This is a genomic window from Streptomyces sp. NPDC005141 (assembly GCF_053599975.1).
Genome location: NZ_JBSFYW010000053.1, coordinates 20,862 through 44,987, shown reverse-complemented (window position 1 = coordinate 44,987; position 24,126 = coordinate 20,862). Strand labels below are relative to the sequence as shown.

The 24,126-nt window shown below is 71.5% G+C and carries 30 protein-coding genes; 14 read left to right on the top strand and 16 right to left on the bottom strand.

The annotated features are described in order from the left end of the window. Positions 1–27: 27 nt before the first annotated feature. Together ACWD68_RS31815 and ACWD68_RS31810 are read left to right on the top strand one after the other, a co-directional pair. The gene (locus tag ACWD68_RS31815) at positions 28–543 is read left to right on the top strand and encodes a hypothetical protein (protein ID WP_451809909.1); all 516 of its coding nucleotides are present in this window, start codon (positions 28–30) and stop codon (positions 541–543) included. 126 nt (positions 544–669) lie between these two features. After that, positions 670–1,506 (top strand): hypothetical protein, encoded by an 837-nt coding sequence (locus tag ACWD68_RS31810; protein WP_451809908.1) that lies wholly within the window; start codon positions 670–672, stop codon positions 1,504–1,506. Positions 1,507–1,536: 30 nt separating this feature from the next. On the opposite strand, the gene ACWD68_RS31805 is transcribed toward ACWD68_RS31810, so the two are convergent. Then, entirely contained in the window at positions 1,537–2,079 is a 543-nt protein-coding gene (locus tag ACWD68_RS31805) for a hypothetical protein (protein ID WP_451809907.1), read from the bottom strand. A gap of 682 nt (positions 2,080–2,761) precedes the next feature. On the opposite strand from ACWD68_RS31805, the gene ACWD68_RS31800 reads away from it, so the two are divergent. Further along, positions 2,762–3,412, top strand: coding sequence for a DUF4360 domain-containing protein (locus ACWD68_RS31800; protein ID WP_451809906.1), 651 nt, complete (start codon positions 2,762–2,764; stop codon positions 3,410–3,412). An 82-nt stretch (positions 3,413–3,494) separates the two neighbouring features. Here the strand turns inward: ACWD68_RS31800 and ACWD68_RS31795 are convergent, their stop codons facing one another. Beyond that, positions 3,495–3,701 carry a hypothetical protein gene (locus tag ACWD68_RS31795; RefSeq protein WP_451809905.1) on the bottom strand — a complete coding sequence of 69 codons (207 nt, stop codon included), beginning with the start codon at positions 3,699–3,701 and terminating at the stop codon, positions 3,495–3,497. Between the two features lie 196 nt (positions 3,702–3,897). Between ACWD68_RS31795 and ACWD68_RS31790 the strand changes: the two genes are divergently transcribed. The 5 genes from ACWD68_RS31790 (at position 3,898) to ACWD68_RS31770 (ending at position 8,701) form a co-directional block, all read left to right on the top strand. Then, the gene (locus ACWD68_RS31790; RefSeq protein WP_451809904.1) at positions 3,898–4,134 is read left to right on the top strand and encodes a chaplin; all 237 of its coding nucleotides are present in this window, start codon (positions 3,898–3,900) and stop codon (positions 4,132–4,134) included. 464 nt (positions 4,135–4,598) lie between these two features. Beyond that, positions 4,599–5,477, top strand: a complete 879-nt coding sequence (locus ACWD68_RS31785) for a hypothetical protein (RefSeq protein ID WP_451809903.1) — start codon at positions 4,599–4,601, stop codon at positions 5,475–5,477. Positions 5,478–5,605: 128 nt separating this feature from the next. After that, the gene (locus ACWD68_RS31780; protein WP_266755082.1) at positions 5,606–5,857 is read left to right on the top strand and encodes a hypothetical protein; all 252 of its coding nucleotides are present in this window, start codon (positions 5,606–5,608) and stop codon (positions 5,855–5,857) included. Between the two features lie 11 nt (positions 5,858–5,868). Beyond that, complete coding sequence (locus ACWD68_RS31775) at positions 5,869–7,059, top strand: SPFH domain-containing protein (RefSeq protein ID WP_451809902.1); 1,191 nt, start codon at positions 5,869–5,871, stop codon at positions 7,057–7,059. A gap of 175 nt (positions 7,060–7,234) precedes the next feature. Then, the gene (locus tag ACWD68_RS31770) at positions 7,235–8,701 is read left to right on the top strand and encodes an FAD-binding protein (RefSeq protein ID WP_451809901.1); all 1,467 of its coding nucleotides are present in this window, start codon (positions 7,235–7,237) and stop codon (positions 8,699–8,701) included. 31 nt (positions 8,702–8,732) lie between these two features. On the opposite strand, the gene ACWD68_RS31765 is transcribed toward ACWD68_RS31770, so the two are convergent. The 3 genes from ACWD68_RS31765 to ACWD68_RS31755 all read right to left on the bottom strand — a co-directional run bounded on the left by ACWD68_RS31765 (position 8,733) and on the right by ACWD68_RS31755 (position 10,820). After that, positions 8,733–9,680: a TauD/TfdA dioxygenase family protein gene (locus ACWD68_RS31765; protein WP_451809900.1), complete on the bottom strand. Its 948-nt coding sequence runs from the start codon at positions 9,678–9,680 to the stop codon at positions 8,733–8,735. A 295-nt stretch (positions 9,681–9,975) separates the two neighbouring features. After that, positions 9,976–10,443 carry a peroxiredoxin gene (locus ACWD68_RS31760; protein WP_451809899.1) on the bottom strand — a complete coding sequence of 156 codons (468 nt, stop codon included), beginning with the start codon at positions 10,441–10,443 and terminating at the stop codon, positions 9,976–9,978. Next, a complete protein-coding gene (locus tag ACWD68_RS31755; protein ID WP_266755077.1) occupies positions 10,440–10,820 on the bottom strand; it encodes a DoxX family protein in 381 nt (126 codons plus the stop codon). The genes ACWD68_RS31760 and ACWD68_RS31755 overlap by 4 nt, the downstream gene beginning before the upstream one ends. Positions 10,821–11,007: 187 nt before the next feature. Between ACWD68_RS31755 and ACWD68_RS31750 the strand changes: the two genes are divergently transcribed. From ACWD68_RS31750 to ACWD68_RS31740, 3 genes are all read left to right on the top strand, one after another. Next, entirely contained in the window at positions 11,008–11,274 is a 267-nt protein-coding gene (locus ACWD68_RS31750; protein ID WP_451809898.1) for a hypothetical protein, read from the top strand. 150 nt (positions 11,275–11,424) lie between these two features. After that, positions 11,425–11,598 carry a CsbD family protein gene (locus ACWD68_RS31745; RefSeq protein WP_451809897.1) on the top strand — a complete coding sequence of 58 codons (174 nt, stop codon included), beginning with the start codon at positions 11,425–11,427 and terminating at the stop codon, positions 11,596–11,598. A gap of 83 nt (positions 11,599–11,681) precedes the next feature. After that, entirely contained in the window at positions 11,682–12,137 is a 456-nt protein-coding gene (locus ACWD68_RS31740; RefSeq protein ID WP_451809896.1) for an ATP-binding protein, read from the top strand. A gap of 202 nt (positions 12,138–12,339) precedes the next feature. On the opposite strand, the gene ACWD68_RS31735 is transcribed toward ACWD68_RS31740, so the two are convergent. From ACWD68_RS31735 to ACWD68_RS31720, 4 genes are all read right to left on the bottom strand, one after another. Then, positions 12,340–12,699: a hypothetical protein gene (locus ACWD68_RS31735; RefSeq protein WP_451809925.1), complete on the bottom strand. Its 360-nt coding sequence runs from the start codon at positions 12,697–12,699 to the stop codon at positions 12,340–12,342. Between the two features lie 168 nt (positions 12,700–12,867). Beyond that, positions 12,868–13,188, bottom strand: a complete 321-nt coding sequence (locus tag ACWD68_RS31730; protein WP_451809895.1) for a hypothetical protein — start codon at positions 13,186–13,188, stop codon at positions 12,868–12,870. Between the two features lie 109 nt (positions 13,189–13,297). After that, complete coding sequence (locus ACWD68_RS31725) at positions 13,298–13,732, bottom strand: ATP-binding protein (RefSeq protein WP_451809894.1); 435 nt, start codon at positions 13,730–13,732, stop codon at positions 13,298–13,300. 112 nt (positions 13,733–13,844) lie between these two features. Next, positions 13,845–14,105 carry a WhiB family transcriptional regulator gene (locus tag ACWD68_RS31720; RefSeq protein WP_451809893.1) on the bottom strand — a complete coding sequence of 87 codons (261 nt, stop codon included), beginning with the start codon at positions 14,103–14,105 and terminating at the stop codon, positions 13,845–13,847. Positions 14,106–14,370: 265 nt separating this feature from the next. Here ACWD68_RS31720 and ACWD68_RS31715 point away from each other — a divergent pair, with 265 nt between their 5' ends. Beyond that, entirely contained in the window at positions 14,371–15,075 is a 705-nt protein-coding gene (locus ACWD68_RS31715; RefSeq protein ID WP_451809892.1) for a GAF and ANTAR domain-containing protein, read from the top strand. Between the two features lie 55 nt (positions 15,076–15,130). Here the strand turns inward: ACWD68_RS31715 and ACWD68_RS31710 are convergent, their stop codons facing one another. Beyond that, positions 15,131–16,345: a phospholipase D-like domain-containing protein gene (locus tag ACWD68_RS31710; RefSeq protein WP_451809891.1), complete on the bottom strand. Its 1,215-nt coding sequence runs from the start codon at positions 16,343–16,345 to the stop codon at positions 15,131–15,133. 521 nt (positions 16,346–16,866) lie between these two features. On the opposite strand from ACWD68_RS31710, the gene ACWD68_RS31705 reads away from it, so the two are divergent. Next, positions 16,867–17,277 carry an ATP-binding protein gene (locus ACWD68_RS31705; protein ID WP_451809890.1) on the top strand — a complete coding sequence of 137 codons (411 nt, stop codon included), beginning with the start codon at positions 16,867–16,869 and terminating at the stop codon, positions 17,275–17,277. Positions 17,278–17,477: 200 nt separating this feature from the next. Beyond that, positions 17,478–17,954, top strand: a complete 477-nt coding sequence (locus tag ACWD68_RS31700; RefSeq protein WP_451809889.1) for a MarR family winged helix-turn-helix transcriptional regulator — start codon at positions 17,478–17,480, stop codon at positions 17,952–17,954. A 44-nt stretch (positions 17,955–17,998) separates the two neighbouring features. On the opposite strand, the gene ACWD68_RS31695 is transcribed toward ACWD68_RS31700, so the two are convergent. The 6 genes from ACWD68_RS31695 to ACWD68_RS31670 form a co-directional block, all read right to left on the bottom strand. After that, entirely contained in the window at positions 17,999–19,759 is a 1,761-nt protein-coding gene (locus ACWD68_RS31695; protein WP_451809888.1) for a PP2C family protein-serine/threonine phosphatase, read from the bottom strand. Continuing rightward, complete coding sequence (locus ACWD68_RS31690) at positions 19,756–20,829, bottom strand: SpoIIE family protein phosphatase (RefSeq protein ID WP_451809887.1); 1,074 nt, start codon at positions 20,827–20,829, stop codon at positions 19,756–19,758. Before ACWD68_RS31690 ends, ACWD68_RS31695 begins: the two co-directional genes overlap by 4 nt. After that, a complete protein-coding gene (locus ACWD68_RS31685) occupies positions 20,826–21,221 on the bottom strand; it encodes an anti-sigma regulatory factor (protein WP_451809924.1) in 396 nt (131 codons plus the stop codon). The genes ACWD68_RS31690 and ACWD68_RS31685 overlap by 4 nt, the downstream gene beginning before the upstream one ends. A gap of 47 nt (positions 21,222–21,268) precedes the next feature. Continuing rightward, positions 21,269–21,688 (bottom strand): STAS domain-containing protein, encoded by a 420-nt coding sequence (locus tag ACWD68_RS31680; RefSeq protein ID WP_451809886.1) that lies wholly within the window; start codon positions 21,686–21,688, stop codon positions 21,269–21,271. Continuing rightward, positions 21,685–22,584: an STAS domain-containing protein gene (locus tag ACWD68_RS31675; RefSeq protein WP_451809885.1), complete on the bottom strand. Its 900-nt coding sequence runs from the start codon at positions 22,582–22,584 to the stop codon at positions 21,685–21,687. Before ACWD68_RS31675 ends, ACWD68_RS31680 begins: the two co-directional genes overlap by 4 nt. A gap of 187 nt (positions 22,585–22,771) precedes the next feature. Beyond that, positions 22,772–23,944, bottom strand: coding sequence for a PP2C family protein-serine/threonine phosphatase (locus ACWD68_RS31670; RefSeq protein ID WP_451809884.1), 1,173 nt, complete (start codon positions 23,942–23,944; stop codon positions 22,772–22,774). Positions 23,945–24,126 lie beyond the last annotated feature (182 nt).

Sequence of the window (24,126 nt, the reverse complement as noted above, 5' to 3'; positions counted from 1 at the left end):
CAACTCTCTGAAGTGGAGAGGTGAACTGTGCGCGAGCCGAACGTGGTCGGGGACTGGCAGGAGTACGACGAGCAGGCCGGCCTGCGTGTCCGCGTCCATGGTGTGGAGAAGGCGGAACCCCCGAAAGGGCGCGACGACGCCGCCGACGAACTCACCTACTTCAGATTTCGGGTGACCGTCGAGAACCGCGCCACCGAGCATTTCGGCATCCACCTCGAAGACGGCCAGATCGACATCCGCGTCGGCACCGAGGGCGAGAGCGCCTTCCTCGACTGGCGGAACTCGCAGTTCATCGAGGGCTTCGACATCTATCCCCTGCGCCGGGCCACGGCGGTCCTCTTCGCCGCGGGCCCCGACGCCGTCCTGCACCGGATGGACATCCAGATCCAGCTGAAGGTCGACGACGAATGGACCGAGCGCTACCTCTGGGCGGGCGGCGTCGAGAACGACGCGGCCGCCGAGGCGGGCACTCGTCCCGACCCGGCCAGGGACAGCCTCGCCTCCCAGGTGAGCAACTTCCTCAGGCGCGAGGCGGAGTCCTGAGCCCGCGGGCCTGACACCGCCGGGCACGGAGTCGGCGCGGCACCTGCCGTCCTGCCTCCTGAACCACTCAAACGGTGACGGGGCGGGTGAACGGTGCTTTTCGCCTCCGCGGGCTAAGGTCGGCAGGTGAGTCGAACCGAAGCGCGCTCCGAGGGGGCGGGTCCGTTCACGACCCGCCTGACCTGGCGCCTCATGGACGGGCGCACCGCGGTCTGGGAATCACGCCTGGCCCGCAAGCGTGGCCTCCTCACGGTGCGCGCCCCGGGTGAACCGGAGGCCCGCTCCCGACGGGCCGACACCGTGTCGATCGGCCGGCTGCGCAGACTGAACACCATCGCCGCGGCCGCGTTCACGGTCGGCGGCTTCCTCTTCGCTCTCGGGGCCGGGGTCGCCCAGTTCGGCTCGGGCGGCGAAACGGGAGCCTGGATCTACTTCACGGGCGGCCTGTTCTTCAACACCGGGGGCTACGCCTCCCTGCTCCAGGCGGTCAACGCTCCGCGCCGGGACAGCGAGTCCGGCTCGCTGGCCGGTCGGCGCTGGCGGTGGTGGAGCTACGAGCCCGGCCGGATCGACTGGCTCAGTACCTTCCTGCTGTTCGTGGGAACGCTCGTGTTCGGCGTCAATCTGCTGGACTCGCTGCTCAAGGGGCTCTCGGCGCAGCAGGTGAACCGCCTGATCTGGGCGCCCGACCTGGTCGGATGCGTCCTGTTCCTGGTCTCCGGCCACCTCGCGATCGTCGAGGTCTGCCACGGCCGTCCGCGCGTCCTGGCCCGCGACCTCGGCTGGTGGATCGTCGCGGTCAACCAGTTCGGATCCGTGCTCTTCTTCGTCTCGGCACTGGCCGCCTTCACACGCCCCGAGACCGGCAGCCTCGTGAACGTCGACATCGCCAACTGGGGGACCCTCGTGGGGGCGCTGAGCTTCTCGGCCGGGGGCGTGATCCAGTTCTTCGAACGTCCCTGAGGGGTGCCGTGGGACGCGGTGACCGGCGTTCTAGCGGTCGCCGGCCGGGTTGCCCTCGACCCACTGGATGAGCAGCTGCCGTACGTACGGATTGCCCTCCTGGGCGGCGTGCGCCAGCCGCTCGGCGCTCGCCCGTGCCGCCCGCCAGCCCGCCGGTGTGTCCTCGGCGTGGGCCTGGTCCGCGGCGGACAGCGCGTCGGCCGCGAGGAGGCGCAGTTCCTCGGAGAGGTCGTCGTGCGCGGCGGACCGGTACGCCTCCAGACGCAGGGCGGTCAGGTCCGCGGCCGGCGGAGTGGGCTCCGCGGGCGGCTGGGCGTAGCCGCTCACCGCGATGACCACGCAGAAGGTGGCGACGTCCCGGCGGCTCTCCGACTGGCCCTTGGCGATGGCGGGCGCGAGCCAGGTGGGTGCCCGCCAGTGCGAGACCGCCGTGGCGAGGGTCAGGGCAACGGCCAGCAGCGCGAAGGGAATCCAGCCACCGAGGAACCAGCCGATCGGCCCGAGCACCAGGAAGCAGACGGCACTGCTCATCCATATGCGACGGCGGCCGATTCTCAGGTGTCGTGGATCCATGCGCCTCAGTGTCGCAGGGGCGTGCGGGACACGAGGAGGCGGCGGGCGATTCGCGCGGCCCCGTCGCCTTTCGGCCCGCCGTCCGGCACCGGAATGCCCGCTTCGGGACGTACGGAAAGCGGCACGACCCGCGAAACCGTGTGCCACCGGCTCAACCCCGTCCCACTGTGCGTCTTTTGGCCATGCCACGGGGGCCGTGGGCCGCGAGATGCGTGTGGGTGCCATGGGGCGGCCGGACGGGGGCGCGCCCCACGGTCCGTCACAGGGAAGGGGCCGGAGATGCCCCAGAGGTCGCCCGGCGCCGCGGTGACGGGCACACGCCGTGACGGTCGCGGGCGGACCCGAGCCCTCGCGGCGACGGCCGTGGGCGGGGAGAACCGTGGTGAACGGGCCTCGCGGGCGTGGTGGCAGGTGTGAACGGCGTACGTCGAATGGCCGGAGATGGCCCTGTCGCCCGCGACCGCCCGTACGTACGCTTTCGTCACTCCCGGCCTTCACGGCTCCTTCACAACCGGGAGCGGGCCGCGCATGGGTATTTGTCATGCGCATGTCTTAATTGCCGAGCTTGATCCAACGCACTGGTCTGCGACGGTTCCCCGTCCGTTCGGGGAACCGCACCCCCCATTTCACGGCGGCGCCTTCGGGCTGCCGCCGGAACACCGACGCAACGGATTGGAGCACCATGGCTGGTGGGCTGCTTCTGGGTGGCGCGATCGCCGCCCTGTTCACCACAGCGCTTCCCCTGTCGGACCCGTCCTCCGGGTTCGTCGACCCGCCCCCGGACAAGATCGTCATCAAGGTCGCCACGGTGAACGGCTCCGGCTGTCCCCAGGGAACCGCCGCGGTCGCCGTCTCCCCGGACAACACCGCCTTCACGGTGACCTACAGCCAGTACCTCGCCCAGGTCGGAGGCAACTCCGACCCCACCGCGTTCCGCAAGAACTGCCAGCTCAACCTGATCGTCCACGTCCCGCAGGGCTTCACGTACGCCATCGCCAGCGCGGACTACCGCGGCTTCGCCTCGCTCAAGCAGGGGGCCAGCAGTACGGAGAAGGCCTCGTACTACTTCCAGGGCTCCCCGAACACGGCCGCCATCACCCACCCCTTCCGTGGCCCCTACGACGACAACTGGCAGGCCACGGACACCACGGACTGGGCCCAACTGGTCTGGGCCCCCTGCGGTGTCCAGCGCAACTTCAACATCAACACGGAACTCCGCGTCAGCGCGGGAACGTCGGCGCCCGGCAGCACGAGCTTCATGACCATGGACTCGACGGACGGTGACATCAGCACCGTCTACCACCTGGCCTGGAAGGAGTGCCCCGGCGCCTGACCGCCGCTCCACGCACATTCGTCGGCCGGCTCCGCCGCATCGGAGCCGGCCGAGCCGGCGGTGTCGTCCCGTGGGCAGGTCCTCAGGGCAGCAGCTTGTCGATCGCCGCGGAGCCTTCCTCCTGGAGTTTGCGCTCGGCCCAGGCGAGGTTCTGCGGAGTGACATCGCGGCCGGCGGCGAGCACCAGGTCCTCGGCCGTCACCGGGCCTTCGGTCCCGGTGTGCAGAAGCGTGTCGGGGGTCGCCCTGTCGTCGGAGGGCGTGAACGCGTCGGACTGGCTGGTTGACATGGTCTCTCCCTGTTCCACCGGATCTGTTCTCACGCTACGGGCATTCCGTACACCCCGCGCGACGCACTCGTGTCGGCCTCGGCCCACGGGCCGGCACGGCGCGCGAACCCCCGTTCGGCTGTCCTGGGATGTCGACAATCGCTCGGTGAGGTGATGGTGGAGGAACTCGCACCCCTGCGAATGAACGGAGCCTGGAATGCGTATTCGTCTGATGGCCGCCGCCGGACTTGCCAGCGTGGCCCTGCTGGCCACCGCCGGGACCGCCGCCGCCGACGACCCCAACCCGGTGGGCGTGGCGGTGGGCAGCCCCGGAGTCCTGTCCGGAAATGTCGTCCAGATCCCCATCGACGTCGACCTGAACGCGTGCGGCAACTCGGTCAACGTGGTGGGTCTGCTGAACCCGGCGGCCGGAAACGTCTGCGTGAACTACTGACGCTCGTGGTCCGCCGGGCGGGGGTCTCTCCGCGCGGCGGATCCGCGTCCGGGCCCGGCGGCTCACCCATCCTCCCGGGTGAGCCGCCGGGCCGGGGTGCGTCCGGGGGCGGGTGATCCGGCCTGCGCGGGACGTGCGGCGCGTGAGGTGTCCGAGCCGAGCGGGGGACGGAAGGAAATGCGGACCGGCCACGCCTGGGGCGGCGTCGGCCGTTGGGCGCCGAGTGCGGTGGCGGCGACGACGGGGCGGGCGACGGGGTGACGGGGTGACGGGGTGGCGGGGTGACGGGGTGGAGGGCGAGCGGGGCGCCGAGCGGGTGGGCGCATCCTCCGTACCGCGGGCCCGGTTGGCGTCTCCCGGATCAGGAGTCGATGCCCGGCGTGCCTTCATTGGTCTGTACATGACCATCGATGGCGGGCCAGACTGTGCGCCGACCAGACACCCCCCATCGAGGAGCAGACCTCATGCGCATGCCCGCACGGCAACGTTGTCACGCGGTCCTGGCCGGTCTCGTCACGCTCACCACCGCCGCCGTACTGTCCGTGGCCACCGGCACACCGGCCTCGGCCGCCGACACCTGGAACGAGGTGGGCTCGGACCGCGCCGACCCGCTGACCGAGAGCCAGGGTCTGACGTCCGTCGAGGTCCCGGCCGGCAGCCCCAACCACTACACGGGCATCGGCACGATCCCCACCGGCGTGAGCAGCCGAGGCTGGAACCACGTCGGCGACCCGGACGCCTCCTACAACGGCTACTACATCGAGCCGTACCAGAGCGACTCCGGCGCCTCGAAGATGTTCCGGGTGCAGGCGCCGGGCGGCGCCTGGTCGGAGTACGTCCACGCGCTGAGCGCCGGAGAGACCCTGAACAACTCCTTCGTCACCATCGCGCCGAGCGGTTCGTGGATGGTGTCCGGCGAGTACGGCACGATGAACCGGCTCCTGGTGTTCCCGACCCCCGGCGTGAACCCCGCCACCTCGCCCGCCGCCAACCTCCCGCAGGCGTCCACCATCAACCTCGACCACGCCGTACGCGACGTACAGGGCTGCGACTTCGTCACGGCGACCCGGCTGCTGTGCTCCTCCGACGACCCCGCCGGCACGCTCTTCGGCATGACCAAGCCGCTGCTCCAGATCGACCTGTCCGGCGAACCGGGCGTTTCGGACGTCTCGGGCCATGTCACCGCGCTGCGTCAACTGCCGCTGCGCAGCTCCTGCTCGGGCACGTTCGAGGCGGAGGGGATCGACTACGACCGGCGCACCGGAACCCTGCGCGTGATCGTCGTTTCACCCGGCTTCTGCGTGCTGACCGACAGCAAGACCTATCGCTTCACCAGGAGTTGAGAACACACTTCCTGTGGGACCCGGGCGCGTACCTCGCCGGTGGCTCCGGAGCGGCGGGCGGCGTACGCGCCCACGGACGATAGGTCTAAGGTCAGAGGCAGATTCAGAGTGATGGGGGGTGGCCGGCTGTGGTGGAGGACGAAGCCGTGATCGGCTGCACGGGGGAACTGCTCATCGGCACCCGGGGATCCGCCGGTCCCGGCGAGATCCTGGTGCGAGTGAGAGGCGGATCCGAGACCTTCCTCGCCTGGTCTCGGGAGCCCCTGCCGACAGGGGCGACCGTGCTGGTGATCGAGTCCCGGGGATGTCGTGAGGTCGACGTCATCGAGTGGGCCGATCCGTTGGACGCGCTGGACGGCGACGCCGTCGGCGCAGGCTGAGGAGGAGAAGTATGTTCGGTTATCGCGTGCCCGCTCCCGATGAGGCGATGTTGATCTCGGGTGGCAGGCGGGGGCTGGGGGGCGCGCCGTTCCGGGTGGTGACGGGGCACGGCAAGTTCGTACTGCCGGTCTTCCGCAAGACCCGCTTCCTGACACTGTCGATGTGCGAATCAGAGGTCACCGAGACCTGCGTCACCAGGCAGGGCATCTCGCTGCACGTCCGCGCCGTGATCGCGTTCAAGGTCGGCAACGACACCGAGAGCATCATCAACGCGGGGCAGCGGTTCCTTTCCGACCAGGACCAGATGTCGATCCTGACGGGCCGGATCTTCGCGGGCCATCTGCGCTCCATCATCGGTTCGATGACGGTCGAGGAGATCGTCACCGAACGCCAGAAGCTCGCTGCCGAGGTGCTCGACACCTCGAAGACGGAGATGGCGAAGATCGGCCTGATCGTCGACTCGCTCCAGATCCAGTCGATCGACGACGGCGACACCGGATACATCGACGCGATGTCCGCGCCGCACAAGGCCGCCATCCAGCGCCAGGCCCAGATCGCCCAGGCGCAGGCCACGCAGGCCTCCGTCGAGGCGGAGCAGGTCGCGGCGCGCAACCAGGCCGAGTACGCCCGGCAGACCGCGATCGTGAAGGCGGAGTACTCGGCCGAGGTGGACCGGGCGCAGGCGCAGGCCGCCCAGGCCGGCCCACTCGCCCAGGCCCACGCGCAGCAGGAGGTCCTCGCCGCGCAGACCGAACTCGCCGAGCGCGCGGCCCAGTTGCGCCAGCAGCAGCTGGTCGCCGAGATCGTCAGGCCGGCCGAGGCGGAGGCCGAGCGGATCAAGGTGCTCGCCATCGCGGACGCCGAGCGCATGAAGATCCAGGCCGAGGCGGCTGCGTCGCACGACCGGGTCGCGCTCGACCGGATGCTGATCGACCAGCTCCCCCTCATCGTCAAGGAGGCGGCGGGCGGTCTCGCGGGTGCGAACGTCAACGTCCTCAACGGTGCCGACGGCCTCGGCGAGATAGCGGCCGGTCTGGTCGCCCAGGGCCTGACCATCCTCGACTCGGTCCGCCAGAACCTGGGCGGCCAGAACTCCGAGAGGAGCGCCGGGAAGTCGAACGGCCCGCTCGAACTCCAGGGGTACACCCGTACGCCGGACAAGGGGGACGAGCCGGAGAGCGGCTCGCCGTCGGCGAACTGAGCCGAGATCCGCGGTCCATGGCGTCCGCCGTCCCTCCGGGGCGGCGGACGCCGTCGTTCGCGCACGGCACCGGCGCAGCAGGACCCCCGATCGGATCAATCGGCTCGGATGTCGCTCAAGTCCCTTACACTCTGCGAAAGTTGATCGTTTGACGTGGTCGCCCCAGGAGGAGCGCATGCCCCGGACACCCTCGCGACGTACCGCACTGCAGGGCCTCGCCGTCGCCGGCGCCGCGGTCGTCGGGTTCGATCCCTTCACCCGGAGCTGGGCGGCCACCGCCGGCGACCGGCCGCTCGCGGGACTCCCGCCGCTGGACGGGAGCGTGCACACCGACGACGCCTCGCGCGCGGCGGCCGCCGACGACTTCGGCCACATCGTCCACCGGCGTCCGGTCGCGGTACTGCGCCCGGGCTCGGTCCGCGACATCGTCGCCATGGTCCGCTTCTGCAACCGTCACGGCATCTCGGTCGCCCCGCGCGGCCAGGGCCATGCCACGCAGGGACAGGCGCAGGTCGACGGCGGCCTGATCATCGAGACCACACCGCTCGCGTCCATCGGCTCCGTCGGGCCGCGGAGCACCACGGTCACCGTCGGCGCGGGTGCCAAGTGGAGCGAGGTCGCCCGGGCCACCCTGGCCCACGGACTCACCCCGCCCACCTTCACCGACTATCTCGAACTCTCCGTCGGCGGCACCCTGTCGGTCGGCGGCATCGGCGGCCAGACCCACCAGCAGGGCGCCCAGGTCGACAACGTGAGGGAACTGCAGGTCGTCACCGGCGCGGGCGACCTCGTTCGCTGCTCCCCGACCCGCCACCGCGACCTCTTCCTCGCCGTGCTCGCCGGACTCGGCCAGTGCGCGATCATCGTCGGCGCCACCCTGCGCCTGGCCCGCGCGCCCGAGACCGTACGCCACTACCTCCTTCCGTACGACGACCTGCGCACCTTCCTCGAGGACCAGCGCCTGCTCGTCGAGGAGGGCCGTTTCGACTACGTCGAGGGCCAGGTGAACCCCGACGCCGGGGGAGCCTTCCGCGGCTACGTCATCGAAGCCGTCGCCTACGGGCCGCCCGCCGGTCCCGCGCCCGACGACACGGCGCTGCTCCGCGGACTGCGGCACGACCCCGCGGGCGTGCAGACGAGCGACCTCGGGTACTACGACTTCCTCGACCGGCTCGCGGCCGGAGTCGCCGCGCTCAAGGCAGCGGGGCTGTGGGCCTTCGCCCACCCGTGGCTGAACCTCCTGCTGCCCGGCCGTTCGGCGGCGGCGCTCGCTGAGTCCCTGCTGGAGGACCTCACCCCGGCCGACCTCGGCCCCGGCGTCGTCCTCCTGTACCCGGTGCTGCGCGAGAGTCTGCACACCCCGCTGCTGCGCACTCCCGACGACCCGGTGTCGTACCTGCTGGCCGTCCTGCGCACGACCCCGCCGGACGACACCGCGACCGTGGACCGTCTCCTCGCCGCCAACCGCGCCGCCTACGAAACCGTCCACGCGGCCGGCGGCACCCACTACCCGGTCGGCTCGGTCCCCTTCGGAGCGGCCGACTGGCGCGAGCACTTCGGCCCCGCCTGGCGGCGGCTCGCCACGGCCCGGCACATCTACGACCCGCGAGGAATCCTGGTCCCGGGGCAGGGCATCTTCTGAGGAGCCCCCGCTCCCGCTGCAGGGCCCGGGCTCACCAGAGTCCGGGCTCGCTGCCCACGATCGGTGCCGACGGCTTCCCGTCCACGCCCTCCGGGACATCACCGGCCAGCATCACACGGTGCATGACCCGGGGGTGGTCGACATGGGCGGTGTCGCTCGGTGCCAGATGGATGGTGGCCCGGTTGTCCCAGAAGGCCACGCTGCCCGGCTCCCACCGGAAGCGGACCGTGTACTCGGGCCGGGTCGCCTGCTCGAGCAGCATGTCCAGGAGCGCCCGGCTCTCCGGCCGGGACACGCCGAGAATCTGCTCGACGTAGTAGCCGTTGACGAACAGCACCCGCTCGCCCGTCTCCGGGTGCACCCGCACCAGGGGGTGGTCGGTGGCGATCTGACGGTCCAGCAGATGACGGGCGTACGCGTCGTCGCCCGGCCGTGACTGGTACCCGACCCCCAGCCGGTGCTCGGCGCGCAGACCGTCGACGAAGGCGCGCACGGGAGCCGAGAGGCCCGCGTAGGCGACGGCCAGGTTCGACCAGGTCGTGTCACCGCCGTACGGAGGAACGGTCTCGGCGCGCAGGACGGTCGCGGCCGGTGGATCGATCCGGGCGCCGTGGTCGCAGTGCCATCCGCGCAGCAGCGAGTGGCGGCGCCGGCGCAGCCACTCCTCGTGCTCCATTCCGTACCGCCCGCCCAGCTCGAGACGGTCGGCCGTCGTCTCGACCTCGGGAAAGTCCTTGGGCGACGCGCTGCCGCGGGAACGGAGGCGGATCGGTTCGCCGAACCGGCGCGCGAAGGCCACGTGCGAGGTGTGATCGAGCCGTTGGCCGCGGAAGAACACGACCTTCCAGCGCAGCACCGCCGCCCGGATCGCGGCGACGGCCTCGCCGGTCAGATCCTCCGCCAGGTCGACTCCCGTGACCTCGGCGCCGATGTGTCCGGCCGCCGGTTTCACTTCGAGGCGTGTGACCTGGTCCGTCATGGGGGCTCCGTTGATCGTCCGTCGGCTCGTCGGGTCCAGCATGACCGCTGGGCGGGGCGCCCGACAGGGCGCCTCGCGGGGAGGACGGATCCGGCGCGGCGGACTCCGCGCACGGGAAGCGCGGCGCGCACACGGGGTGTGTACCGCGTCGCGCACTTGCCGGGTCGCACTCCCTGTTCGAGGGCGTGGTCGGTGCCGAGAATGTTGCGCAGTGAACGGGGCCCGCCCTCCATCCGCATAGGGGCGGGGCCCGTTTACCCGGAAACGGCCCCGTGCGGCAGCGCCGTGGAGGCCCTCAGTCCCGGTGCTCGCGCAGGGCGGCGAGCGCGCGGTCGGCGTGCGCGCTCATGCGCAGTTCGCTGCGGACCACCTCCAGGACGGTACGGTCCTGCGCTATGACGAAGGTGACCCGCTTCGTCGGGGCCAGCGAGAAGCCGCGCTTCACCCCGAACCGCTCCCGTACGGTGCCGTCCACGTCGGACAGCAGCGGGAAGCCGAGCGTGTGCCGGTCGGCGAACTCCTGCTGCCGGTCGACCGAGTCACCGCTGATCCCGACCGGGCGCGCACCGGCGGCGGTGAACTCGGTGGCCAGATCACGGAAGTGGCAGGCCTCGGCGGTGCAGCCGCTGGTGAGGGCCGCGGGATAGAAGAACAGCACCACGGGCCCTTCGGACAGCAGCTCGGACAGGCTCCGGCTCGCCCCGGTCTCGTCCGGCAGCGTGAAGTCCTCGACCTGGTCGCCCACGTTCAGCGGAGACGTCATGACCGTCCCTCCCCGGACCGCGCGACCCCGCGGGCCCACAGGACGAGCGGCACCTGGAGCGGGAGCCGCGCCAGCGCCGCCGCCTTGAGCGGCGCGGGACGGTGACGCCAGTCCACGGCCATCTGGACGTTGGCGGGGAAGACGCCGACGAAGAAGGCGGCGGTGGCCAGTGCGGCGACCCGGCGTGTACGGGGGAGTGCCACCCCGGCCGCCAGGGCGAGTTCGGCGACACCGCTCGCGTACGTCCAGGTCCGCGGCGCTCCCGGGAGGGCGCGCGGGATGGTGGCGTCGAACTGCCGTGGTGCGGCGAAGTGGGCGACGCCCGCGGTGGCCAAGAGGCCTGCGAGCAACAAGGGTGATCGTTCGGACCGTGGCACGGTTCCTCCTCCGGGGGCCTGTCGCGCGATATTACTGGAGGGTAAGTGCCCGTGGTGCGGCCGGGACGCGTCGATTGCGTGCCGTTCTCGGGCACGCGCGTCGCCCCTGGGGGACCGAACGCCCGTACGGGGAGAAGCCCGGCGTTCTATCCGCCGGGGGGCGGCCGTCGTCCCGCGTCCTTCCGGCATGCTCACCGTCGGCGACATCCGCCGCACCCACCTCTCCTCGTACGGAGCGGACGGTGTCGGTGCCGAGTCCGTCCGATACGACCAGGATCTCTTCGACGACGCGTACGTCGCCGAACTGGCCGACTTCACCGCCCGTGTCCGCGACGGCCGGCCGCCCGCCGTGACCGGCGAGGACGCCGTCGCTGCCCTGTCCGTCGCCCTCGCCGCGATCCCGTCGGTCGTCGCGGGAGGTCCGGTCCGTATCGACGGGCCGAAGGACCTCTGAGCCGCCCGTGGGAACGGCCCGAAGAAGGGACGCGATTTCGGTCCGTCGGGTGAAGTCCGGTGAATGGGCGAGCGTTCGGGTTTGGGAATTCGATTCACGGTCAGCCGTAGAAGTGAATCGTGTGGTCGGGCAGTGAGGACGTGAACCGCGATGGCTGAGGACGAGAAGGCCCGTGCCAGGACGGGACAGGCAAAGGGCAAGGCCAAGGAGGCCTTCGGACGTGCGCTCGGCAATGAGCGGATGGCCGCGAAGGGCAGGGCCGAGCGGTCCGAGGGCGACGCGCGGCAGGCCAAGGAAAAGGCCAAGGACGTATTCCGGCACTGATGACCGCCACATTTCCACAGGGCCCGCCGCGGGATTACGCGACGGGCCCTGCGAAATTCCGGGCAGGAGCGGAGGAACGAAGAATGCGCGGGCAGGATCAGAGGTCCGCCACCGGCACGGTGGCCGTTTCACGGCAGGTGGTCTCGTCGGGGCCCGGCAGTCCCGCCGACATACGGCAGGCGGTCAGGCACGCCCTCGCGGGGCGGTCCGGGGGCCACACGCGGGACGAGGACGCCGCCGTCGGCGACGCCCTGCTCGTCGCCTCCGAACTGGTCACCAACGCGATGCTCCACGGCGGCGGTGTCACCGCCTTCGAGGTGACACCGACCGAGCGGGAGGTGCACCTGTCCGTGAGCGACCGAAGTGATCGACTGCCCGTGCCCGTGCGGCGGACCGACGACGCGGGCCGTCTGCGGGTCGGCGGCCACGGGTGGATGATCGTCTGCACCCTGGCCAGCGATGTCGCCATCTCGAATCTGCGGGACGGGGGCAAGCGCATCACGGCCGTGGTCCCCCTCTCGACAGGCCCGAGGGGCTGAACGCGCGGCACCCGCCTCGTTCGACCTCGACGAGAGCGGGCGACGACGGCACACCTTCGCCGCAGGGAAGTGAATCCCAGTCCTATGGGCTGTCCGACTGCCCGACTGCCCGACTGCCCGACTGTCCGTCGGTCCTGCCGGCCCGATTGCGTCACGACCTCGTTTGTCCGCGCGACGACTCAGGGCTTGTCCACGCGAGGACTCAGGCCGTCAGGGCGTGCCGGGACGCGCTCGGACCCGTCGGCGTACTCGGACCCGTCGCAGCGGTCCGCGCGGCGGCCTGGACCGGATACGTCGTCTTCGCCGGGTCGACGAGAGGGTCACCGAGGACGATCCGGCCCGCCGCGTGCAGGGCGTCGCACTCGCCGGTGGGAAGGGCCACATAGCAACCGCCGCGCCCGGTGGCGGAATCCAGCGGGAGCCAATAGCCGTACCGGCGGCGGCCGTTCACGTGCACCGTGAGGCGGACGGGGAACCGCCGCTGCGTGATCAGACGCAGGACCTCGGCGCCTTCGGGGCTGAGCGGGGTGCGGGCGCGGGTGCGGGGCAGCGGCCGCAGCATGGTCACCGGCCTCCGATCGGGGTCCGCGGCACGGCGCGGCGGTGCGAGGTCGGCGTCATGTGCATGCGGCCTTTCGACGGACGGGTGGGATCACGCATCGCCGGGGCGGTGACGTTCCGGCTGATCAACATTGTTCCGCAGGGCACTGACAGCGCGGGCGGGCGGTGTTCAGTCGCGTCGCAGCGGCACCCGTGCGCGGTGAGTCCGGGCGGCCAGCTGCCCCTGGACGAAGGGGTCCGTGGCGGGGTCGTACGACCCCGCGTGGTCGGCGAGTGTGTCGGTGATCCGTTCCCACTCGTCCGCCTCCGTCCGAGCGTCGGGTGCCTGCCCGTCGCCGGGTGAACTGTCCTCGGTCACCTTCCGCGCTTCCTCGAGAGCCGCCTTCGCCTCGTGATGGTTCATCCCGGTGGCGGCGCGGCGCACCCGGTCCCACACGGCGTGCTCCTGCTCGGACGGTTCCTGCTCGGACGGTTCCGGCTCGGGACTCAACGCTCCACCTCGATCGTGCGACGGGACGCTTCCTTCATCGGACCCGTGTGCCCACCTCGGACGGAACGACACCTGCGCGTCGGCGCTCGCGGACGCGGACGTCGTTCCCTCACCAGGGTAGGAAGGCGTGGATGTCCTTGCCCCCGGGCCGCACGATCACACTCACCTGGTCGCAGAGCGCCTGGATGAGATGCCAGCCGATGCCGCCCCCGCCCTGCGAGGGGCGGAAGCGGCGGGGCGCGGGGCGGGTGGTGCTGCTGTCGCGCAGCGTCACGTGCACGCCGTCGAAGGTGGGACGCATCTGCAGCTCGAAGGGGCCGGGAGCGTACTGGATCGTGTTCGCGGCCAGCTCGGTGACCACCAGCAGGATGTCGTCCCAGTGCTCGGGCGCCGAGGGCGGTGCCGTTCGCGCGAGGGCGCGCAGATAGCCGTCCGCGGCCAGCCGCGCGTCGGTCACGTTGCGCAGCTCTCCGCCGAACGCGCTGGTGAGGGTCCCGAACTCCTCGAACGACGACTTCTTGTTCCGATTCGGATCGATGTCCATCGCGCCCTTCGTTCGGATCTCGTCGGCGGAATGTCTCTCGTTGCCTCGCGACCCGGTCACCTGGATGCGAGCCCCGCCCAGGGCGAGGGCCCGGCGCTCTGCGCTGTCTCGCCTATGCCGGGGTGTCCTGGGAACGCCGACGGGAACGGCGTCGCGCCAGTGTGCGCCGTTCGGCCTCGCTCGCACCGCCCCAGACGCCGACGCTCTGGCCCGTGTCCAGGGCCCAGGTCAGGCAGGCGTCGCGGACCGGGCAGCCCGCGCAGACGGCCTTCGCCTCCTGGATCTGCAGCAGGGCGGGGCCGGTGCTGCCGATGGGGAAGAACAGATCGGGGTCGACGGTGCGGCAAGCCGCGGAATCACGCCAGTTGTCCATGAGGGCCTCCTGTGGTCGATTCGGACGCGTGCTTCGAGGTTCGGTCCTCTCCCGGGTCACCCTTGATCCCCCGGATGAAACGGGCCGGGCATGCAAAGATCCCGTGGACGTGGGATCGGCCGCGGGGGGCGATCACAGCGAGTCACGGGGAAATATCGCCCGTCAGGGAACGGCGTAACCCGGTCGGCGCGGTGGGCGCACCGGGGTGGCAAGATGGAATCCCAGGTGAAGGCCGGATGCGTATCGACGAATGAGCGGGTGGGCCATGGCGCAGGAGTCGGGCGAGGTCTGGGAGAAATTTGCCGTCGCCTTGGCGGACATGGCACGGGATCTGCTGGCGCAGGACTCGGTGCAGGCCACCCTGGACCGGATCGTGGAGCACGCGACAGTGCTGATCAACGGGTGCGACGAGGGCGGCATCCTCACGGTTCGCCGGGGCGAGGTCAGCGCGCTGGCCGCGACCAGCGATGTCGTGCGCATGGCGGACCGGATCCAGCAGGACCTGCGGGAGGGGCCGTGCTTCGACGCGGTGACCGACCGGCAGCAGGTCTATGCGATCGAGGACCTGCGTGAGCCGCACGAGCGGTGGTCCCGCTTCGCCCCCGAGCTGAGGAAGCTGGGCATGGGCAGCATGATGGGCTTCCTGCTGTTCACCGACGACGACGAACTCGGCGCCCTCAACCTGTACTCGCACCGCCCGAACATGTTCGACGAGATGGCCCGGCGCGCCGGCTGGATCCTGGCCTCGCACGCCGCCGTCGCCTTCTCCGCGTCCCGTACTCATCAGCAGCTCAGCCACGCCCTGGAGACCCGCCACGAGATCGGCGAGGCGATGGGCATCCTCATGGAGCGCCACGGCCTCAGCGAGGAGAAGGCCTTCAGCGTGCTGAAGAAGGCCTCCCAGGACCACAACATCAAACTGCGGGAGATCGCCCGCAAGGTCTGCGAGACCGGCGAGCGACCCACCTGACCCGCTTCGAGCGGCCCGCCCGACCGTTCTGGGCGAAGCGGCCCGCCCACCCCTTCTAGAGGAAGCGGCGCAGCGGGGCGACGGCCAGCTCCTTGGCGCGCTGGAGCACGGACCTGTGCCGCCAGCGGCCCGGTTCGATGCCCACGGCGTGCTCCCGGTCCTCGTCGAAGTCCTGGTCGAGGGCCGCGGTGAACGCCTCGTCGAGCACCGCGAGCATGACCTCCTCGTCGTGCTCCATGGACCGGCGGTTGAAGTTGGTCGAGCCGATGAGGGAGGCCACCCCGTCCACCGTCATGATCTTGGTGTGGAGCATGGTCGGCTGGTACTGGCGGATCTCGACACCGGCGTCCAGGAGCGCGCTGTAGTGGTGCTGACCGGCGAGCTGGCAGGCTCGCTGGTCGGTGTGCGGACCCGGCAGCAGGATCTCCACCCGGACACCGCGGCGAGCCGTCGCGCACAGGAGGTCCACGAAGTAGGTGTCGGGGGCGAAGTAGGCGGTGGCGAGACGGAAGCGTTCCTCGGCGGAGCCGAGCATCACGCGGATGAGGGTCTGCATGTCCTGCCAGCCGAAACTCGCGGAACCCCGCACCACCTGGACGGTCGCCGTACCCGGCTGGTCGTGCTCGGTGAAGCGGTCCCGGTCGTCGAAGAGCTCGTCGTGGCACTCCGCCCAGTTCTGCGCGAACGCGGCGGCGATGCCGTCCACGGCGGGCCCCCGTACCTTGACGTGGGTGTCCCGCCACTCGGAGGGACCGCGGGCGTCCCCGCACCACTCCTCGGCGATGCCCACGCCCCCGGTGAACGCGGTGTGCTCGTCGACGACGAGTGCCTTGCGGTGACAGCGATGGTTCTGCTTCAGGGGCGAGAGCCAGAGCGGTTTGCGGAACCACGCGACCTGTACGCCCGCGGAGGTCATGGACCGCAGCAGGTCCCCCTCGATGCGCTTCGCGCCGAAGCCGTCCAGCAGCAGCCGTACCCGGACACCCGCCCGGGCCCGGTCGGCCAGGGCGGCCGCGAAGTCGCGGGCTATCTGTCCGCGCCAGTACACGAAGGTCATCATGTCGATGGTGTGCTCGGCGGACCGCACCGCTTCGAGCATCGCGGCGAAGATCCGGTCGCCGTTGCGCAGGGGGACGAGCTCGTTCCCCTCGGTCGCGGCGATGCCGAGGAGCCGCTCCAGGCGTCTGCGCAGACGCTGCTTGCGCCGTCGCGCCTCTTCCGGGTCCACCGGTCCGTTCGCCTCGACTCGTGCCGTGATGGTCTGGGACATCCGCCGTCTCCTGTTGTCCGTGCCGTGTTCCGCCCCCGTCACTCCGGGCGTGTGAGGAGTCGTGGCGGAGTGGTGGCCCCTGCCGGGACCTGCCCGGCTGGGCCACCACTCCTCCCGCTCGACCGTGTCGGCCTCGGGGTCGCCCGGCCCTTCGACCGCCACGGGAGCCGCGTCGCCGAAGCGCCCGTGGGCGTTCGCGACGCGTGCTCTCGTGCCCCCGATCCGCCGAGGCAGTCCCGTGCGGCCTCCGCGACTTCGGACCCTGGGTGTTCGGCTCTGCGCATGCGGCCCGTGCGCATCGGCACCGGTCACTTCGGCGGGCCACGAGGACCGTTCGGCCGACTCCCGGTCCGGTGCCCGGCGAGGGCTCCTGTGACCACGGTGTGAAGGTGGGGGAACCCGTGACATGGGCTCCGGCGGTCCGGGAAGAAGGGGGACAGCCTGCCCGACACGCCGGACGGACCCGGAGTGGCGCCGCTGAGCGGCGTACGGGCGGGAAGCACGGCATGGGAGGTGAAGGGATGACGACCGTCGAACCGCCCTGCGACTTCGGCCCCGTATCCGGTGCGAGGCTGAAGAGAGATCCGCAGGCCGCTGTGCACGCCCGGCGGATGGCCCGGACGTTTCTCGGAGGCCTGCCCCGCCAGGTGCCACGAGAGGCCGCCGAGGCCGTCGCCCTCGTGGTCTCGGAACTGGTCACGAACGTGGTGCGCCACGCGCGCGGACGGCTGTGCAGCGTGGATCTGTGGGACGAGGGCCACGGCATCGGCATCTCCGTCTCCGACGACGACCCCGAGCCTCCGCGTCCGCGGCGGCTCGACCTGACCGGACGGGGCGGCTTCGGCTGGCCGCTGGTACGCCGGCTCTCCTCCGAACTGACCGTGCTGTCCCGCCCGGACGGCAAGACCGTCCGCGCTGTCGTGAGCTTCTGAGAATCCCGCCTCTGAGCATCCCGCTTCTGACAGAGCAGCCTCTGACGATTCCGAGGAAGAGCATCATCCGCGATCCAGCTGCGACCGCCGACCGCGACGGAGCTCGCCGTCCGCGCGGCGAGGCCCTCCGCCCGTCCCGCGGGCGTGTGGTGAACAGGCCCCGGGGGAGCGCGTGATGACCCGTGGCGGATGACGGCGACGTGAACCGCGCAGCGGCACCCGGCCCCCGCCCCGAGACGGCCGCCGCACGGATGGCGGACGCCGTCGAGGGGCTGGTGGAGCTGTGGGTCTCGGCCGGCCAGTCGGTCGACCCACGGCTGTCCGCCCACCAGTTGAAGGCCTTGAAGGCCGTCAGCCGCCGCTCCGGACTCACCCTCACCGGCCTGGCGGACAGCGTCGGCATCGCCCTGCCGGCCGCGAGCCGCCTGTGCGACCGGCTGGAGGCCGCGGGTCTGCTGCAACGGATCCCGCACCCGCACAACCGGCGTGCCCTCCACCTGCTGCTCACACCGCAGGGCAGCAGGGTGCTCGCGGAGATCGGCGAGCGGCGCACCCTGGACCTGGCGGCCGTACTGGCGGCGATGACCCCCCTCCAGCGGACATGTCTGGAGGACGGGCTGCGCGCGTTCCATGGGGTACGCCGTACGACGGCCGCCGAGCGTCGGCCGGGGGAGTAGGCAGGGGTGGGCGACCGCGTGGCGGCGCGCGGCCCGGCGGGGTGTCAGGCGGACGCCTGCTCGGGGATACGGGGCCTCGCCGAGTCGCCGATGTGACAGAGCAGCAGACAGACGTCGTCGTCCCGCTGTGAATCGCGGAGCATCGGATCCAGGATCCGGTCGGCGGAGCCTTCCAGATCGTGGTCCAGATCCGCCGCGCGCTCGCCGGACAGTGCCTCGGCCAGCCGCTGGATGCCCGGGTCGATGCCCTGGGCCCGCCGCTCCACCAGACCGTCCGTGTACAGCGCGAGCGTGGATCCCGGCGGAAGCTGCGCCGTATGGTCGCGGATCTCCTGGTGCAGCGGAATGCCCAGCATGGCACCGGGTTTGGCGTCCAGGACGCGCACATCGCCGTCCGGAGTCCGCAGCACCGGTGGCGGGTGCCCGGCGGCGGCCCAGGTGACGGTGGTCTCGTCCGGGTGGAAGCGGGCGATGACCGCGGTGGCGTACAGGTCGGGCTGGAGATGGTGGAGGAACACGTGCAGGCGGGTGAGGAGCCGGCCCGGTGTGCCGCCGTCGACGGCGTACGCCCGCAGGGCGGTGCGCAGCTGGCTCATCATCACGGCCGCGTGCAGTCCGTGTCCGGTGACGTCACCCATGACGGCGACCAGACCTCCGTCGGGCTGGCGGAACGCGTCGTACCAGTCACCGCCGATGTTCAGACCGTGGGTGGCGGGGAGGTAGCGCGCCGCGAGGCTGAGCCCCGGTGTCGTGGGGAGATCCGTGAGCAGGGCGCGCTGCAGGGTCTCGGCGATGTCGCGGTTGTGCTCGTAGCGCTGGGCGTGGTCGATCGCGATGCCGGCCCTGCGGGCGAGCTCGACGAGCATCACGGCGTCGTCCGCGTCCCACCGGTCCCGCGGCGGCGTCAGCGTCACCACTCCCAGGGGCGTGTGCCGGGCCGGCAGCGGGATGCACAGCAGGGGCTGCTCCGGGTGCAGCGCGGAGGGAGGCTGGTCGTCGACGCCCGGCAGACCGCCCGCGTGGTCGGCCGCGTACTGCGGGCGGCCGGTGCGGGCGGCGACGACGGCGGCCGCCGGACGGGGCGTCTGCTTGCGGGACTTGTCGTCGTCGGCGAAGAGCCAGATGTCGACGCTCCGGGCGTAGTCCGGCACCAGCAGCCCCGGCAGACGGCTCAGGATCTCCTCGTGGTTGAGCGAGGCGGTGAGGGTCGCGCTCGCGTCGGCGAGGAAGGTCAGTCTGCGCCGGGCGCTCTCGGCCTCGGTACGGGCCGTGCGCTCGGCGCCGAACAGCTCGCGCTGGACCCGGCCGGCCGCGTCGAGTTCGGCGTGCAGCGCCAGCACACCCTGATTGGTCTGGTGCAGTTCCTCCCGGTGGAAGGCGACCAGCTGCTCCTGCTCGGTGAGCTTGTCGAGGACACGGGAGGTGTCCTCGTCGGCGCTGAGCAGCGCGTCGGCGAAGGCCGTACGGTCGCGCGGCACCCGGGCCGCGCGATCACCGTCGTCGTGCTCCGGGTCCGGGACGCCGACGCTCACCCGCCAACTCGGCCGGTTCCCCGCCCCGTTCGCCTCCGCGTCGAGGGTGACCGTGAGCAGGCCGGGGCGCTGCGTCTCCGGGGGCGCGGTCGTCCGCAGGGTCAGCAGCCAGCTGCCTCCCTTGACGAGGCACTGCCGCAGCTGCGCGCTCAGCGCGGTGACCAGGCGGGTGCGCTCCACCGTGGAGACGCCGTGCGCCGCGGCGATCCGGGCGGCGGCGATGCGGGCGCGGGCGGCGTCGTCGACCGTGGTGATCTGCCAGGTATGGGTCATGATCGGTGATCCTGCGGGGTGGAGGTCAGCACGGCCACGGTGGTGTCGTCCCGCACCGGACGGGCGGCACTGCTGGAATCCCGCACGATCACGGAGGCGGTGACCGCGGGGTCCCAGGAAGTCAGGGGTTCGACGGGCGGAGGAGCCCAGCGGCTGGGCAGGCCGTCGCTGTGGAGCACGAGCAGGCTGTCGGGGGTCCAGGGCAGCCGGCACTGCGGTAGCCGGGCCGGACGGTGGGCGCCGACTATCCCGGGGTGGGACAGCAGCGGACGCCAGGTGTCGCCGGAACGCAGCCGGGCTCCGATGTTGCCGATCCCGGCGAAGTCGAGGTGCTGGGTCGCGAGGTCGAGCCGGGCCACCGCGACGGCGGCCCCCCGGGTGTCACGCAGTGCCGTGTGCAGTACTCCGAGCAGTTCCGCCGGCGGCAGATGCGCGCAGCGGTGCAGCTGTTCCACGGCCGCTCCGGACGCCTTCGCGGCGGCCGGGCCGTGACCGAGGCCGTCGGCGAGAAGGAGCGTGATCCGGTCGCCGGAACGGGCACAGGCCCAGGCGTCGCCCGAGTACGCGGCGGCCGCGAGGGGGATGTTGATGCCTCCCGCACGCACCGGTGCGCTCGTGTCCGGGAGGCGATGCCCGGGCCGGTCCCTGCGGGCCGCGTGGACCCGGGCCAGGGCGACGGTGCCCCGGCCCGGCACGGTGTGCACCTCGAAGTGGTCGGCGATACGGCGGCAGGTGCCGAGCCCCGCGCCGAGCGAGGCCGTGGTCGAGAACCCGTCGCGCAGCGCGGTCGTGAGGTCGGCGATGCCGGGGCCGTGGTCGATCGCCGCCATCTGGAGAGCCGGGCCGCGTCCGGTGCCGGGCTCCGCGAGGTCCGCGTCCACGGTGTCGATCAGTATCTGTCCGCCGCCCCCGTGCTTGAGCAGGTTGGTGGCCAGCTCCGTGGCGACGAGCGCGGCGACGGCCCGGCGGTCGCGGCCGAGCCCGGTGTGGTCGGCGGCGTCCTCGGCCGCCACCCGGACGTCCCGGACACGGGTGGAGTCGTGGACGGGTACGTCCCAGACGCGAGTCATCGGCTCTCCTCGCGGGGGCGCGGGGGACCGGCGGTCCAGCAGATCACGGTCACGGCCGTGCCCTCGCCGGGACGGCTCTCGACGGAGAATTCGTGCACCAGGCGCCGGGCTCCGCCCAGTCCGAGGCCCAGACCGCCGCCGGAGGTGTAGCCGTCGCCGAGCGCCCGCTCGATGTCGGGGATGCCGGGGCCCTGATCGGAGAAGGTCAGACGCAGGCCCCGTGCGGCCCCGGTCGCCAGGACGGTGGAATCGAGTTGGCCTCCTCCGCCGTGCACCAGGGTGTTGCGCGCGAGTTCACTGGCCGCGGTCACCAGCTTGGTCTGATCCACGAGTCCGAAACCGAGCTGTGCGGCAGCCTGGCGCACGTGCTGGCGCACCCACGCGAGATCCATGTCGGTGCGGATCGGCAGGCAGGCGGTGACGCGGCCGGAAGTGTCCGTCACGGGCTCTCCTGGCGTACGGGGCTGTGATGAAGGGGCGTCGACGCCGGGCTGAGCAGCCGCATGGCCTCCTCGGCGTCGAGCGCGGTGCGCAGCCCGGGCAGGGTGAGGCCCAGTTCGACCAGGGTGATGGCGACGGCGGGGCGCATGCCCGCGACCACGGTCCGCGCGGCGAGCAGCTTCGCGTGCGCCGCGACCTCGGCGAACACCCGTCCCAGGAAGGAGTCGACGATCTCCACCCCGGAGATGTCGATGACCACACCGCTGACGGAACTGGCCGCGATGGCCTCACCGATGTCCCGTTGCAGCCGTTCGGCCGCCTCGTCGTGCAGGTCGCCCTGCAGCGTGACCATCAGGACGTTGCCGAGCTTGAGGACGGGCACATGGGCACCCGAGGGGCCGGCGATCGGGGCGCTCACCGCGCGCTCGGGCCGGTACGGTCCTGGTCGACGATGGCTATGCCCTGCCGGTGCAGGGCGTACGCGAGGGCGTCGGCGAGGCTGGCACGCGTGACCACGGACCCGAGGTCGATGCCGAGGTGGACGATGGTCTGCGCGATCGCGGGCCGGATGCCCGAGACGACGCACTCCGCTCCCATCAGGCGCGCCGCGGCGACGGTCTTCATCAGGTGCTGGGCCACCAGGGAGTCGACGGTCGGCACTCCGGTGATGTCCAGGATGGCGAACCGGGCCTGCTGGCTGACGACGGCGTCGAGCAGGCTCTCCATCACCACCTGGCTGCGGGCGCTGTCGAGAGTGCCGATCAGGGGGACGGCGACCACACCGTTCCACAGCTTGATCACGGGTGTGGCCACTTCCAGCAGCTGGAGGCGCTGGCGGTCGATGAGTTCCTGTCCGGCGCTGAGAGACGTCTCCAGCACGACGAGCCGTAGCGTTCCGAGCAGCGCGGTGAGCGTGACCGCGCACGCCTCGGCGTTCTCGCGCGGGCCATCGGCGAGATCGGCGCTCAGCAGCTCGGAGGCCGCCGGGCGCAGGGCCGCGACCTCGTCGGCGATCTGGGCGGAGGTGGCACCGGTGCGCGCGCGGGAGGTAGCCATGCGCCCCAGCTGTTCGCGCACGGTGGCGAATCCGGCGGCCCCGAGGTCCTCGACCCGGCCCGTGGCCGCGACCGCGGCGAGCGCCTCCACGACGGCCCGGCCCGCCTCCACGGCCTCGTCCCGGGAGACGGTGAAGACGGTGCGGAACAGCGCCTCGTCGGCCCAGCGCTGGGCGATCTGCTCGCGGCGCCGGCTCAGGAAGTCACCGACCTCCTGAGCCGGTGACTCCTGCTGTACCGCTGCCTGGTGGTCCGCCACGTGTTCTTCTCCTTGGTCCGTGCGCCGTGCCGACATCCGCGATCCGCCATTCGGCGCGATCTATTGTCGTACGACAACTGTAGTCATGGTCCGCTCGCCTACGGCACCCGCTCTCGTCGCGAGGCCCGCGGCCCGGCACCGGTCCGGCCGACCTGGGCCGGCCCGCCTTCGGGGGATCGTCGATGGGCTAGTCCGTGGAGGTCGGCCCGTGCCAGTCGAGACACACCACGAGGGCGTCGTCTTCCGGCTTGGGCCTGCCCCGGTGGCCGGTGAGCTCCCTCAGGACGGCGCGGGGCACCTCTGTCGCGGGCAGCAGCTGGGTGGAGGTGATCGCCATGGCCAGGGCCTTCTCCCCGTACTGCTCCCCGCCGGGTCCGGCCACCGCGTAGACGCCGTCACTGACGAAGAGGAGCCGGTCGCCGGGCTCCACCTGGAACTCCTGCACGATGTAGTCGGTCTCCTCGAACATGCCGAGGGGCAACTGGGCCTCGAAGTCGACACGTTCGACGGTCCGGCCGCGCAGCCGCAGCATCTGGGGCGATCCCGCGTCGATCACGCGCATCCGGCCGGTGGACAGCTCGATGTCGATCATGAGCACGGACAGATAGGCGCGGCCGCGGTAGTGGGCGTAGATCGCCTGGTCGGCGAGTGCCGCCTGGTCCTGGAGGGAGATGCCGGCGCGGCGTGCGTTGCGCAGCGCGTTGATGCCGAGATTGGTGAGCAGCGAGGCCTCGATGCCCTCGCTCATTCCGTTGGTGACGTAGAGCAGCAGCCGGTCGGCACTGGCCGACCAGTCGAAGTTGTCGCCGAAGATCGCGTAGGCGGGCTCCAGCTGCGCGCCGAGCTCGTACTCGGGCCGCGCGCAGGAGCGGCCGGGCAGCAGCTGCCACTGCATCTCCGCGGCCAGGGTCAGCCGGTCCTTCCGGCGGGCCTGGAGATACAGGTCGGTGTCGCGCTCGGCCACGAGCACCTCGTGGCCGAGGATCTCCGCGATGTCGGCGAGTTCGGTGAGCGTCTCCTCGTCGCGCGCCGTGGAGGGCAGGGTGACGGACAGGACGCCGAGCCGGTCGCCGCGCACCGTCACCGGGAGGTGCGCCCGTACGCCGTCGCCCGCGCCTTCCTCGACGAAGGGTTCCTGCGCCCCGAAGGCCCGGCCCGCGGGGCTGCTGTGCACCGGAATGGGTTCCAGGGTGTGCGGAAGCACCGAGACGGGCTGGAGCACGGTGAGCCCGTAGTCGGCCATGAAGAGTTCGACGGACTCGGCCGCGTAGCGACCGCACAGCACGTCACGGACCGCGTCCAGCAACTGGTGGGGTGCCGCGGTGCGCAAAGCCCGCTCCGCGGCGACGAATCTGTTCACGATGTCGGATACGCCAATCTTCGACTAGTACGATGCCGGGTCCACGCTCCGGGGAGCCGGTCCATCACGCGTGGGTGACGGTATCTATTGTTTTGTCCCTGTTGCCGCCCCGACGGGCTGCCAGTGCCAGAGAAGACTGGGAGAGTGAGACGGTGACTTCCTCCGGCCCGCGTCCGCACCCC